Source organism: Pseudomonas sp. DE0010, assembly GCF_007680745.1.
GTDB lineage: Bacteria > Pseudomonadota > Gammaproteobacteria > Pseudomonadales > Pseudomonadaceae > Aquipseudomonas > Aquipseudomonas parafulva_B.
Map to the genome: position 1 here is coordinate 310,693 of NZ_VEJQ01000001.1, position 13,012 is coordinate 323,704.

12 protein-coding genes are annotated in these 13,012 nt (G+C 63.3%); 8 read left to right on the forward strand and 4 right to left on the reverse strand.

Translation table 11 applies throughout. From position 1 onward, the window contains the following. The first annotated feature begins 3 nt into the window (after positions 1-3). From FS767_RS01480 to gcvH, 5 genes are all read left to right on the forward strand, one after another. Complete coding sequence (locus FS767_RS01480) at positions 4-1,227, forward strand: 2-octaprenyl-3-methyl-6-methoxy-1,4-benzoquinol hydroxylase (RefSeq protein WP_144963947.1); 1,224 nt, start codon at positions 4-6, stop codon at positions 1,225-1,227. 142 nt (positions 1,228-1,369) lie between these two features. Then, a complete protein-coding gene (locus tag FS767_RS01485; RefSeq protein WP_144963948.1) occupies positions 1,370-2,371 on the forward strand; it encodes an extracellular solute-binding protein in 1,002 nt (333 codons plus the stop codon). A 74-nt stretch (positions 2,372-2,445) separates the two neighbouring features. Then, positions 2,446-4,068, forward strand: coding sequence for an iron ABC transporter permease (locus FS767_RS01490; protein ID WP_144963949.1), 1,623 nt, complete (start codon positions 2,446-2,448; stop codon positions 4,066-4,068). 135 nt (positions 4,069-4,203) lie between these two features. Further along, a complete protein-coding gene (gene gcvT, locus FS767_RS01495) occupies positions 4,204-5,286 on the forward strand; it encodes a glycine cleavage system aminomethyltransferase GcvT (RefSeq protein WP_144963950.1) in 1,083 nt (360 codons plus the stop codon). Positions 5,287-5,337: 51 nt separating this feature from the next. Beyond that, on the forward strand, positions 5,338-5,721 hold the full coding sequence (gene gcvH / locus FS767_RS01500; RefSeq protein ID WP_144963951.1) for a glycine cleavage system protein GcvH: 384 nt from the start codon (positions 5,338-5,340) through the stop codon (positions 5,719-5,721). A gap of 94 nt (positions 5,722-5,815) precedes the next feature. On the opposite strand, the gene FS767_RS01505 is transcribed toward gcvH, so the two are convergent. From FS767_RS01505 to FS767_RS01515, 3 genes are all read right to left on the reverse strand, one after another. Then, positions 5,816-6,130, reverse strand: coding sequence for a DUF2388 domain-containing protein (locus tag FS767_RS01505; RefSeq protein WP_144963952.1), 315 nt, complete (start codon positions 6,128-6,130; stop codon positions 5,816-5,818). Between the two features lie 84 nt (positions 6,131-6,214). Further along, a complete protein-coding gene (locus tag FS767_RS01510) occupies positions 6,215-7,888 on the reverse strand; it encodes a GspE/PulE family protein (RefSeq protein ID WP_144963953.1) in 1,674 nt (557 codons plus the stop codon). Positions 7,889-8,020: 132 nt separating this feature from the next. Next, entirely contained in the window at positions 8,021-8,332 is a 312-nt protein-coding gene (locus FS767_RS01515) for a hypothetical protein (RefSeq protein WP_078479329.1), read from the reverse strand. Between the two features lie 125 nt (positions 8,333-8,457). On the opposite strand from FS767_RS01515, the gene FS767_RS01520 reads away from it, so the two are divergent. After that, positions 8,458-8,928: an Lrp/AsnC family transcriptional regulator gene (locus FS767_RS01520; protein WP_144963954.1), complete on the forward strand. Its 471-nt coding sequence runs from the start codon at positions 8,458-8,460 to the stop codon at positions 8,926-8,928. Positions 8,929-8,933: 5 nt separating this feature from the next. On the opposite strand, the gene FS767_RS01525 is transcribed toward FS767_RS01520, so the two are convergent. Continuing rightward, positions 8,934-10,301, reverse strand: a complete 1,368-nt coding sequence (locus tag FS767_RS01525; RefSeq protein WP_144963955.1) for an inorganic triphosphatase — start codon at positions 10,299-10,301, stop codon at positions 8,934-8,936. A 114-nt stretch (positions 10,302-10,415) separates the two neighbouring features. Here FS767_RS01525 and argE point away from each other — a divergent pair, with 114 nt between their 5' ends. Then, positions 10,416-11,558: an acetylornithine deacetylase gene (gene argE / locus FS767_RS01530; RefSeq protein ID WP_144963956.1), complete on the forward strand. Its 1,143-nt coding sequence runs from the start codon at positions 10,416-10,418 to the stop codon at positions 11,556-11,558. A gap of 123 nt (positions 11,559-11,681) precedes the next feature. Then, the gene (argA, locus tag FS767_RS01535; RefSeq protein WP_144963957.1) at positions 11,682-12,983 is read left to right on the forward strand and encodes an amino-acid N-acetyltransferase; all 1,302 of its coding nucleotides are present in this window, start codon (positions 11,682-11,684) and stop codon (positions 12,981-12,983) included. Positions 12,984-13,012 lie beyond the last annotated feature (29 nt).

Below are 13,012 nucleotides of genomic sequence, written 5' to 3' on the forward strand. Positions count from 1 at the left end.
GGCATGGAAACACGCGCAGATGTTCTGATCGTAGGTGCTGGTATGGTCGGCAGCGCGCTGGCGCTCGCCTTGCGCCATAGCGGTCTGCAGGTGCTGCTGCTCGATGGCGGCCCCCTGGCAGTCAGGCCGTTCGACGCCAAGGCGCCGTTCGAGCCCAGGGTCAGTGCGTTGTCCGCGGCTAGCCAGCGTATTCTCGACCGCCTGGGCGCTTGGGAGGGCATTGCACGGCGGCGCGCGACGCCGTATTCCGATATGCAGGTTTGGGATGGCAGTGGCACTGGGCAGATTCACTTTTCCGCCACCAGCGTGCATGCGCAGGTGCTGGGCCATATCGTCGAGAACAAAGTGGTGCAGGATGCCTTGCTCGAACGCCTGCATGACAGCGACATCGGCCTGTTGCCCAATGCGCGCATGGAACAGTTGCGCCATTCCGGCGATGACTGGCTGATGACGCTGCACGACGGCCGGCAGCTGCGCGCACCGCTGGTCGTGGCTGCCGACGGTGCTCATTCTGCGGTTCGCCGCCTGGCTGGGTGTGAGACGCGCGAGTGGGATTACTTGCACCACGCCATCGTCACCAGCGTGCGTTGCGCCCAAAATCACCAGGCCACCGCCTGGCAACGCTTCACCGACGATGGCCCGCTCGCCTTCCTGCCATTGACCCGAGACGGCAAACAGGACTGGTGCTCGATCGTGTGGTCAACCACGCCGGCCGAGGCCGAGCGGCTGATGGCGCTGGATGAGCCAGCCTTCCTCAGGGCGCTGGAGCGTGCATTCGAAGGCCGCCTCGGAACGGTACTGCAAGCTGACCCGCGGCTGTGCGTACCCCTGCGCCAGCGACATGCCAAGCGATACGTGGAAGCCGGCCTTGCGTTGATCGGTGACGCGGCCCACACCATTCATCCGCTGGCAGGGCAGGGGGTGAACCTGGGGTTCCTTGACGCGGCGGTACTGGCCGAAGTCCTGATGGACGCCTGCAAGCGGGGAGAAAGGCTGGCCGATGTCAAGGTGCTGAGCCGCTATGAGCGTCGACGCATGCCGCACAACCTGGCGCTGATGGCAGCCATGGAAGGGTTCGAGCGGCTGTTCCAGGCCGACAAGTTGCCGCTGCGCTGGCTGCGCAACAGTGGCTTGAAGCTGGTTGAGCAGCTGCCGGAGGCAAAAGCCGTGTTCGTGCGCCAGGCATTAGGCTTGAGTGGCGACTTGCCGGACCTGGCCAAGGCGTGAAGGCTGCCCTTGGCCCGCTGTCTGGTATGGATGCGGGGCGGACCCAGGCACATTGCAACATCCAGTAACGGCAATGGGGGTGAGCCTTCAAATGGGATTCACTACCATCTGCGCCTCTCTAATTGATCGAGGAGCGCCTTCCATGTTGCCACGCAGGTCCCTACTGGCCGCCCTGGCCCTGAGCGTTGTCGGTGGTACCGTGCAGGCAGCTGACGAGGTCGTGGTCTACTCCTCGCGTATCGACGAGCTGATCAAGCCAGTGTTCGACGCCTACACGGCCGAGACCGGGGTCAAGGTCAAGTTCATCACCGACAAGGAAGCCCCCCTGATGCAGCGCATCAAGGCCGAGGGCGAGCACGGTGTGGCGGATCTTCTGCTCACCGTCGATGCAGGAAACCTGTGGCAGGCTGAGCAGATGGGCATCCTGCAGCCGATCCGATCCGAGATCATCGAGCGCAACATCCCGCCTCAATACCGTGCCTCGTCCCACGACTGGACCGGCCTGAGCCTGAGGGCGCGCACCATCATCTACTCCACCGAACGGGTCAAGCCGGCCGAGCTCAGCACCTATGAAGCCCTGGCCGACAAGCAGTGGGAAGGTCGGCTGTGCCTGCGCACGGCGAAGAAGGTGTACAACCAGTCCCTCACCGCCACCCTGATCGAAAGCCATGGTGAGGCGAAGACCGAGCAGATCGTCAAGGGCTGGGTCAATAACCTCTCCACCGACGTGTTCTCGGATGACAACGCCGTGATCCAGGCCGTGGAGGCGGGTCAGTGCGACGTGGGTGTGGTGAACACCTACTATTACGGCCGGCTGCACAAGCAGAACCCCAACCTGCCGGTGAAGATCTTCTGGCCCAACCAGCAAGACCGCGGCGTGCACGTGAACCTCTCCGGCATCGGCCTGACCAAGCACGCGCCTCATCCTGAGGCCGCAACAAAGCTGGTCGAATGGATGACCGGTGAACAGGCGCAGAAGTTGTTCGCCGACCTCAATCAGGAATTTCCGGCCAACCCTCAGGTCAAGCCCTCTGACGAAGTCGCCGCGTGGGGCGACTTCAAGGCCGACAGCATTGCGGTGGAAGTGGCCGGCAAGCGGCAGGCCGAAGCCATCCGCCTGATGGACCGTGCTGGCTGGAACTAAGCGGCGCTCCCTGCCCGAGAGGCCTGCCAAGGCCTCTTCGTGGGTCCAGCAGCGACCCGTCATCGAGACATAACGTGCCCTACACTCACCGTCGTCGCTGGTACCTCCCCGTCACCCTGATCGCAGGCCTCGTGCTGCTGCCCCTGAGCGTGCTGCTGTTGTCGTGGGAGTCGATCGACCTGCAGATCTGGTCACACCTGCTCGACACGCAGATGGGGCGCTTGCTGGGCAACACCGTTACCTTGGTGGTGGGGGTTGGTCTGGGTGTCACCTTGCTGGGTGTCAGCCTGGCCTGGCTCACCAGCCTGTGCGAGTTTCCGGGCCGCCGCTGGCTGGATTGGGCGCTGATGTTGCCGTTCGCCATTCCGGCGTACGTCCTGGCCTTCGTCTTCGTAGGTTTGCTCGACTTCGCCGGCCCGGTGCAGAGTGCCTTGCGCGAGGCTTTCGGGCCCATGCGCCTGCCACGGGTGCGCTCTACCGGCGGCGTGATCATCGTGCTGGTGCTGGTTTTCTATCCGTATGTCTACCTGCTGGCACGCACAGCGTTCCTTGCCCAGGGCAAAGGGTTGATGGAGGCCGCCCGGGTGTTGGGGCTCTCGCCCTGGCAGGCATTCTGGCGGGTGGCCCTGCCAATGGCCCGGCCTGCCATCGGGGCGGGTATCGCCTTGGCCCTGATGGAAACCCTCGCCGACTTCGGCGCCGTGGCGGTCTTCAACTTCGACACGTTCACGACCGCCATCTACAAGACCTGGTATGGCTTCTTTAGCCTGTCCAGCGCTGCGCAATTGGCCAGTTTGCTGTTGCTGGCCGTCATGCTGGTGCTGTACGGCGAGCGCCGTGCGCGGGGCGCCAACCACAGCGCCAGTGAACGCCCCAGAGGCCAGGCGCTGTACCGACTGCAGGGTGGCAAGGCCCTGCTGGCCAGCGGCTGGTGCCTGTTGATCTTCGCCTGCGCATTCGTCATCCCTTTACTGCAACTGCTGGTGTGGTTCTGGCAGCGCGGGCGCCACGATCTGGATGAGCGCTACATCGGCCTGGTGCTCCATACCCTGTACCTGGGCGGCGTTGCAGCGCTGGTGACGGTCTGCGTGGCGCTGCTACTGGCCTTTGCCCGGCGCCAGGCGCCCATGCCGGGTATTCGCGTCGGTGTAGGGCTCGCCAACCTGGGCTACGCCTTGCCCGGCTCGGTACTGGCGGTGTCGATCATGCTGGCCTTCAGTTACCTGGACAGCCAGGTCGTCGCGCCGCTGTCCAGCTGGCTGGGAGGCGCGGGCAGGCCGTTGCTGCTGGGCAGCCTTGCAGCATTGCTGCTGGCCTATGTGATTCGTTTCATCGCCGCGGCCTACGGCCCGCTGGAGAGCAGCCTGGAACGGATTCGTCCCTCGTTGGCGCAGGCATCGCGCAGCCTGGGTGTGGGCGGGGTGCGGCTGTTCATCAAAGTGTACTTGCCGCTGCTGCTGCCAGGCGCACTGAGCGCGGCGTTGCTGGTGTTCGTCGATGTGCTCAAGGAGATGCCGGCTACCCTGCTGATGCGTCCTTTTGGCTGGGATACGCTGGCGGTACGGGTGTTCGAGATGACCAGCGAGGGTGAATGGGCGCGGGCGTCGCTGCCGGCATTGACGCTGGTGGCGGTCGGGCTGCTGCCGGTCATTGGCCTGATACGCCGCTCGGCGCGCAGGCCAGGCCATTCCTGCTAAGGGTGTCAGCTTGCGCCCTTGCCGCTACAATGCGCGGCACTCGCGCAGCAGGCAATCAAAACAACGCTGTTCACACAGCTGAAGGCCATGAGCCTTCCACTGCTGCCGCTTCGCCACGCCCGGAAGGAGAAACCCATGGGACAGCGCACGCTTTTGTACGACCTGCATCTGGCGCTTGGCGCCAAGACGGTCGATTTCGGTGGCTGGGACATGCCGCTGCACTATGGCTCGCAGGTCGATGAGCACCACCAGGTGCGCAGTGACTGTGGGGTCTTCGACGTTTCCCATATGACCGTCATTGATATCCAGGGCGAAACGGCCACGGCTTGGTTGCAGCGGCTGCTGGCCAATGATGTCGCCCGGCTCGATCAGGTTGGCAAGGCACTCTACAGCCCGATGCTGCATGAGCAGGGCGGGGTGATCGATGACTTGATCGCCTACCGCACGGCGACCGGTTACCGCCTGGTCACCAACGCTGCCACCCGAGCCCGGGTGCTGGAGTGGCTGGACCAGCAGCGTGATGGGCTTGCCGTCGACGTTCAGGTTCGTCCGGACCTTGCCATTCTTGCCGTTCAGGGCCCGAACGCGCGCGAGAAGGTAGCTGCTTTGGTCAGTGCCTCGCGGGCTGCTCTGATACGCACGCTACGCCCCTTCGAAGGGGTGATGGACGGGGACTGGTTCATCGCGCGCACCGGCTATACCGGCGAAGATGGCCTGGAGTTGATCTTTCCGGGTGACCAGGCCGTGGCCTTTTTCAACGACCTGGTTGGCGCCGGTATCGCGCCCAGCGGCCTGGGGGCTCGCGACACGTTGCGGCTCGAAGCCGGCATGCACCTTTACGGGCAGGACATCGACGAGCAGCACACGCCGTTATCGTGCAACCTGGGCTGGAGCATCGCCTGGGAGCCGGCAAGCCGAAACTTCATCGGCCGCGCGGCGCTGTTGGCAGAAATCGAGCGGGGCGTACAGGAAAAGCTCGTGGGTTTGGTACTGGAGGAGCGTGGTGTGCTGCGCGCCCACCAGGTGGTCCGTGTGGCGGGGATTGGCGAAGGAGAGATCACCAGTGGTAGTTTCTCACCTACGCTGAGCAAGTCCATTGCCCTGGCACGCGTGCCCATGGCCACGGGCGACCGGGCCGAAGTGGAAATTCGTGGCAAGTGGTACCCGGTGCGCGTGGTCAGGCCGACTTTCGTGCGCCACGGCAAGATCCTGATCTGATCCATCATCAAACGGCGGGCGTACCGCTGAGCCAATCGAGGAATTCAAGACATGAGCACTATCCCCGCCGAACTTCGTTTTGCCCAAAGCCATGAGTGGGCCCGCCTGGAAGCCGACGGTACCGTCACGGTAGGCATCAGTGACCATGCGCAGGAAGCGCTAGGTGACGTGGTATTCGTCGAGCTGGCCGAAGTGGGCAAGGTGTTTGCCGCAGGCGACGCGGCCGGTGTCGTGGAGTCGGTCAAGGCCGCGTCCGACATCTACGCCCCGGTCGGTGGCGAAGTGATCGCCGTCAACGAGGCGTTGGCCGACAGCCCTGAACAACTGAACGAGCAGCCCTACGACGCATGGATCTTCAAGCTCAAGCCGAGCAGCCAGGCTGATCTGGATAAACTGCTGGATGCGGCTGGCTACAAGGCCGTCATTGGCGAGTAAGCCGTCCTTGCGTCACCGGCAGAAAGCACTCGCAGCCAGGGGTTGAAGACCTCCCGGCGCGAGTTAGCCGGCGTTGAGGCCGGCGCTGTACCGATCAGTCGGCTACTACATGCTTGGCCAGAATGGCATTGGCCAGCTCCATGTCAGACGCGTGGAGCCCTGGATGTTCCGCACGCACTTGCTTGATTGCCGACTCCAGGAATGGCCCACGGATGGCGCCTTCACTGGCTACGAAGCTGCCAGCATCATCCTGCGCTGCCATCACCAACTTGTGGTCACGCGAGGTCAGGTAGGTCGAGCCGGTGGTTGCACCGGAAGAGATCACATTACGCCAGAAGGAATCGGCCATGGCCGAGCCCACAGGCAGCGCAAGCAGGGCTGCGGCAGCGATGGCAGTGTTGAGACGCATGATGAGACACCTCGAAGGTGAGGGTTGAAGATGTGCGGTTGGATGCTCGCGAACCTGCCAAGTTCCTGGGCCTGCCGCTTCTGATCAGCTGCATGCACGCAGTACTTCGTCAGCCAGGGTTTGCCCACACGCAACCTTGGCCTCGCCGCAGCGGCGCAGGTCCACAAGGCCATCTGCCTGGGCCTGGCGGCGCAATTGCGCAAGGTCCGTATGAGGGCCGATCAGGGCACGCAGGTTGTCGCTGGGTTCGAGTAATTCGAACAAGCCGGTACGCCCATGAAAACCCGTGCCGCGGCACGTTCTGCAGCTGGCTGCGTCGCGCCCCTGGCACTGGCTGCACAGCGTGCGCACAAGCCGCTGGGCCATCACCGCAATCAATGTCGCTTTGATCAAGTAATCAGCCACACCCAGCTCTTGCAGGCGGATGATTGCGGCACAGGCGTCGTTGGTGTGCAGGGTAGACAGCACCAGGTGCCCGGTAAGGGCGGCCTGCACGGCCACCCGTGCGGTGTCGGGGTCCCGTATTTCGCCGATCATGATGATGTCCGGATCCTGGCGCAGCATGGCGCGCACGCCGTTGGCAAAGCCCAGGTCCAGGGCCGGCTGCACCTGAAACTGGTTGAACCCGGGTTCGAGCCGTTCGATGGGGTCCTCGATGGTGCACAGGTTGACCTGCGGGGTGGCCAGTAGCTTGAGGCTGGCGTACAGCGTGCTGGTCTTGCCTGACCCCGTAGGCCCTGTGACCAGGATGATGCCCTGGCGCCGTTGCAGCAGGCCTTGCCATTGACCCAATTGCTGCCCCTGAAGACCGAGCCGATCAAAGCTCTCGTGCAGCTGCTGCGGGTCGAACAGGCGCAATACCAGCTTTTCACCAAAGGCAGTGGGCAGGGTCGACAAACGCAGCTCCACCTCGCTCCCGTTTGGCAGGCGGCTTTGCAGTCGGCCATCCTGAGGCCTGCGTTTTTCCGCGACGTCCATGCGCCCAAGGTGCTTCAGGCGGCTGATCAAGGCCACTGCGACTGCGGCGGGGAAAACATAGACGGTGTGCAACAGGCCATCGATGCGATAGCGCAAGTGGCCCTGGTCGCGGCGTGGCTCCAGATGGATGTCGCTGGCGCGCTGGTCGATCGCGTAGTGCAGCAGCCAGTCGACGATATGCACAATGTGCGCGTCATCCGCGTTGGCCTGCGAGTGCCGCTTGCCCAGCTCCAGCCACTGCTCGAGTTCGCCGAAGCGGTTCGATTGCTGGTGGTGCGCGCCCTTGACCGACTGCGCCAGGCGCTGAAAGGGTTCGCCGGCCTGACGCATCTGCACAGGGCTTGCGAGCACTCGCCGCACGGTTCGTCCAAGGCTCAGGGCCAGATCGGTCTGCCAACGGCACTGATAGGGCTGTGCGCTGGCCACGGTGACGCTCGCCGCGTCAGCTGCCACGATGAGAATGCCGTGGCTCTGCGCAAAGGCTGGGGACACCAGCTCAGCCACCTGCTGCAGGTCGATTTGCAGCGGATCGATACGCAGATAGGGCAGGCCCGTCTTGGCAGCCAGCCATTGGCAAAGCCGATCCAGGTCCAGTACTTGCCCCGGATGGAGGCGGTCGGCAAGGTTGCAGGCGGCCACTTGCTCCAGCGGATGGTCGCCAGGGTGATCGACGGCATGCTCAAGTACACGCACGCTATCGCTGGCGTGCAGGCGCTGGTCGATGAGCAAGGCTTCGAGCACCCGGTGCAGATCGAGTGCCAGGGTATCGGGGTTGTGCATAAAGGCGTCCGTGCCTGATCAAGAAGACCCGATCAAGGCTAGTTCAGCCTCCGCCAAAGCCGAATCGAAAGGATGTCAGGGTTTTGCCTGAGGGCTATTCATGCTCATCTCAAAGCGCTGGCCGGTGCGCCGCTAGGCGTGCACTACCGACAGCTCCACACGGTGTTGCGGGGCCAAGTGCACGTCAGCCACACACACCATGTTGCGCAATTTCTGAGCGATCACTTCGGCGCGGTGCCAGCTCAAGCCGCCAATGCCGATATCGATGGCCAACCAGTCATCCTGTTGAGTGACCTGGACGCTATGCGGTGTGAGCATTTGCAAGGCGAACTGATTGAGCACCCGGCACAAGCTGTCGGGCTCGGCTTCGGCCTGCAAGCGATACAGCACAGTGGTGTGAGCATTGCTGTTGGCCCATACATCGGCACGCGGCAGTGAGTTCATGCGTCATCCTCTTTGAATGCAGAAAGTTTTGCATGCCCGGGCCGGTATTATTTCGCTAAGATTCGACTAAATCAGTCTGTTCTTGCATAGCTATGATCGATACAGGTCGATCTGGAGAATTGTTCATGCACAGCGCATTGGATGTCTACGACCGTCGTATCCTCGAGTTGCTACAAGAAGACGCTTCGCTGTCCAGCGCTCAGATCGCCGAACGCATTGGCTTGTCACAATCGCCATGTTGGCGACGGATTCAACGGCTCAAAGAGGAGGGGGTGATTCGCGGGCAGGTCACCTTGCTGGACCGCAAGAAAATCGGGCTGAACACCCAGATATTCGCCGAAGTGAAATTGAATGCCCATGGCCGCTCGAATTTCACCGAGTTCACAGAGGCGATCCGCGGGTTTTCAGAGGTGCTCGAGTGCTACGTGCTGATGGGCTCGGTGGACTTCCTGCTGCGTATCGTCACCCCGGATATCGAGGCGTACGAACGGTTCTTCTTCGAAAAGCTCTCGAACGTGCCCGGTATTCAGGAGGTGAACTCGATCGTGGCCCTTTCGGAGATCAAGTCCACCACCAGCCTGCCGCTGTCGGGCTGAGGGCATCACGCTTTGAGCAGATGCTTCCAGCCACGGCTCTGATCGACGGCACGCGCCTGCTCGATGCGGGCTTCGAGCACCTCATCGCTGATCGGGTGCTCAGCCAGCTCGTGCAGTTTCTTCATGTCGCCGTACAGGCGGTCCATTTGAGGTGCATCCAGCACATGGCGGGCATGGTGCAACCAGGCCATCACCTGCTCGATGCGCGGCAGTTGCTCTGCCAGGTCTTCGGGGCGCTGGGTGTATAGCGACAATTTAAGGGCGCGGCCTTCCTCGGCAATCAGGTGTGCCAGCCAGCTTGCCAGAAGCGCCTTGCCCTGGCGCTCGCCACGGCCCTTGCGTTCGACGGTCCAGGTGCGCGACAGCAGCCAACGCGAGGTTTCCAGGGAGAACTGGCCCCAGCGAGGATCATCCAGCTCTTCTGCAAACTGCTCGGGCGCAGCGCGGCGGATGTCTTCATCATCGTTGCCGGCTTGCACCAGTGGACGCCAGTCTTCGAGCAGGGCATCCAGGCGCGCGCGCAGGTCACGGGTGGCAGCGCGGGGGGCGGCCTGGCCCAGGCTGGCAGTGATGGCGCGCAGCTCGATGAGGTTCTGCACCCAGTCCTGCAGCGACCGCCAGTGGCCGCTGTGGCGGTATTGCTCGGCCAGGCGCTGGCTGTTGCCCAGCAGTTGCCACGCCAACGCAGCGTAGGCATCGTCCAAGGCCATGTCCGCTTCGAGGTCGGCGACGCTCAGATCCAGCTCGAAACGCTCGGGCTCCAGCAGGCGGTAGCCGCGCTCAGCCTTGCTGATATCGCAGGGCATCAGCGCAACGCTTGCGGCCAGCTCGGCAGCCAGCTCCAGCAGCGCTGCAGGCTCACCTTCACGCAGCTCCAGTTCCAACTCGCAAATCGCTTCCTTGCGCTTGCCGGCAATCACGAAGCCCTGGTCCAGCGCAGCCTCGATCACCACCTTGGCCTTGCCACGACCCCAGGCGATTTCGGCGTATTCGCGGGTGAAGTCGGTGGTGAACAACGGCTTGATGGTCTTCTTGTCCAGGTCGGCCAGTTGCGCGGGCCAGCAGCTGTCATCCAGCTTCTTGAGGTCCAGCTTGACCTTGTCCAGTTGCCATTCGTGCTCGTTGCGCTCGGACAGGCCAGCCACGCTGGTGCCGCGACACTTGAGGGTCTGGATGACGGTATCGCCGTCACGGCGCAGGCGCAGGGCAACGCGTGCCTCGGCCAGCGCGCGCTCAGGCGTGTCGAAATACTGGTTCAGCAGTTCGCGGGTCTGCCAGCCAGACTTGTTGCGCTTTTTCAGCAGCGGGTGCTCGCGCAAGGCGGCGAGGGTCTCGGGGCTGGCGCGCAGCTTGAGTTCGGTTTCTTTGGGCATTACAGGCTCGAAAGGGGGCGTGGTCGATGCAGAGTCTACAGCAGTAGGCCGTCAACGGTTTATTCCAGACGGCGGATGGTCCTATGATGGGCAATGCTTCCGAGGAGTACACGCATGCCGTTGCCGACGCTGAAAGACCAATTTGCCGCCTTGATCGCCGCGCCTTCGGTCAGTTGCACCCAGGCCTCGCTCGACCAGTCCAATCGTCAGGTCATCGACCTGCTGGCTAGCTGGCTGGGTGACCTGGGCTTTTCCTGCGACATTCAGCAGGTGACTCCCGGCAAGTTCAACCTGCTGGCCAGCCGCGGCAGCGGCCCTGGCGGCCTGGTGCTGGCCGGCCACAGCGACACCGTGCCCTATGACGAGCAGCTCTGGAGCAGCGACCCCTTGAAGCTGACCGAAGTCGAGGGTCGCTGGGTGGGGCTCGGCAGTTGCGACATGAAGGGTTTTTTCGCACTGGTGATCGAGGCCGTCATTCCCTTGCTGCAGCACGACTTCAAGCAGCCGTTGCTGATTCTGGCCACCTGCGACGAGGAAAGCTCCATGTCTGGCGCCCGTGCCCTGGCCGATGCTGGCCAGCCGCTGGGTCGCGCGGCGATCATCGGCGAGCCGACCGGGCTGCGGCCGATCCGCATGCACAAAGGCATCCTCATGGATCGGATCGACATCCTCGGGCGCAGTGGTCATTCCTCGGACCCAAGCCTGGGCCGCAGCGCCATGGATGCCATGCATGCGGTAATGGGCGAACTGATGGGCCTGCGCCAGCAATGGCAGAAGGTCTACAACAATCCACAATTCACGGTGCCTGCGCCGACCATGAACTTCGGTTGCATTCACGGTGGCGACAACCCCAACCGGATCTGCGGCCAGTGCGCACTTGAGTTCGACCTGCGCCCATTGCCGGGCATGGACGTGGACCAGCTGCGCGCCGCCATCCGTGAAAAACTGGGTCCGGTGGCCGAGCGCCATGACGTGCGTATCGACTATGCGCCGCTGTTCCCCGAAGTGCCGCCGTTCGAACAGGCGGCCGACAGTGAACTCGTCCAGGTGGCAGAGCGGCTCACCGGCCACCGTGCCGAAGCGGTGGCATTCGGCACCGAAGCACCTTATCTTCAGCAGCTTGGTTGCCAGACCATCGTGCTCGGCCCTGGTGACATCGCCTGCGCACACCAGCCTGGCGAATACCTGGATATGTCACGTATCGAGCCGACCGTGCGTCTATTGCGTGACCTGATCGGGCACTATTGCCTGCATTAAACGTCCACCCCACTCATTCGTTTCTGCCTAGAGGAGACCGCGCGTGACCGCAAGCCTGTTCCGACGATGATCCTGAACGCCCCTGTAACGCCGTTCTCCGTCCACTTATCCACAGGCCCTGTCATGCACGATTACGTCAACTGGCTACGCCACGCTTCTCCTTACATCAACGCCCACCGCGACTGCACCTTTGTGGTGATGCTCCCCGGCGATGGGGTTGAACACCCCAACTTCGGCAATATCGTCCACGATCTGGTGCTGCTGCACAGCCTTGGGGTGCGTCTGGTCCTGGTGCACGGCTCTCGCCCTCAGATCGAGACCCGCCTGGCTGAACGTGGCTTGGCAGCGCACTACCACCACGGCTTGCGTATCACCGATGCCGCTACCCTGGATTGCGTGATCGACGCGGTAGGTGCGCTGCGCCTGGCTATCGAGGCGCGGTTGTCGATGGACATTGCCGCCTCGCCCATGCAGGGCTCGCGCCTGCGGGTGGCCTCCGGCAACCTGGTGACCGCGCGGCCGATCGGCGTGCTCGAAGGTGTGGATTATCATCACACCGGCGAAGTGCGTCGGGTAGACCGCAAGGGCATCAGCCGCCTGCTCGACGAGCGCTCCATCGTGTTGCTCTCGCCGCTGGGCTATTCGCCAACCGGCGAGATCTTCAACCTTGCCTGCGAAGACGTGGCCACCCGTGCGGCCATCGAACTGGGTGCTGAGAAGTTGGTGCTGTTCGGCGCAGAACCTGGCCTGTTGGATGAACATGGCCGCCTGGTGCGCGAACTGCGCCCCCAACAGGTTGCACCGCACTTGCAGCGCCTGGGCAGCGACTACCAGGCTGAGTTGCTCGATGCCGCTGCCCAGGCGTGCAAGGGCGGCGTGGCACGCAGCCACATCGTCAGCTATGCCGAGGACGGCGCGCTGCTGACCGAACTGTTCACCCGGGGCGGGGGCGGTACGCTGGTGTCCCAGGAGCAGTTCGAGATCGTACGAGAAGCCACCATCGAAGACGTCGGCGGCCTGCTCGACCTGATCAGCCCGCTGGAAGAACAAGGCATCCTGGTGCGCCGTTCACGTGAAGTGCTGGAGCGGGAAATCGAGCAGTTCAGCGTGGTGGAGCGCGAAGGCATGATCATCGCGTGCGCAGCGTTGTATCCGATTGCAGAGTCCGATGCGGGTGAGCTGGCATGCCTGGCGGTGAATCCGGAATACCGCCACGGCGGGCGTGGGGACGAGCTGCTGGCGCGTATCGAAAGCCGGGCACGGGAGATGGGGCTGAGCACCCTGTTCGTGCTCACCACACGCACGGCGCACTGGTTCCGCGAACGCGGCTTCTCGCCCAGTGGCGTCGAACGGCTGCCGGCGGCACGGGCTTCGCTGTACAACTTCCAGCGCAATTCGAAGATCTTCGAAAAGCCGCTGGGCTGAGGCGCTCTGCGCCTGCGTGCCTGAAATGA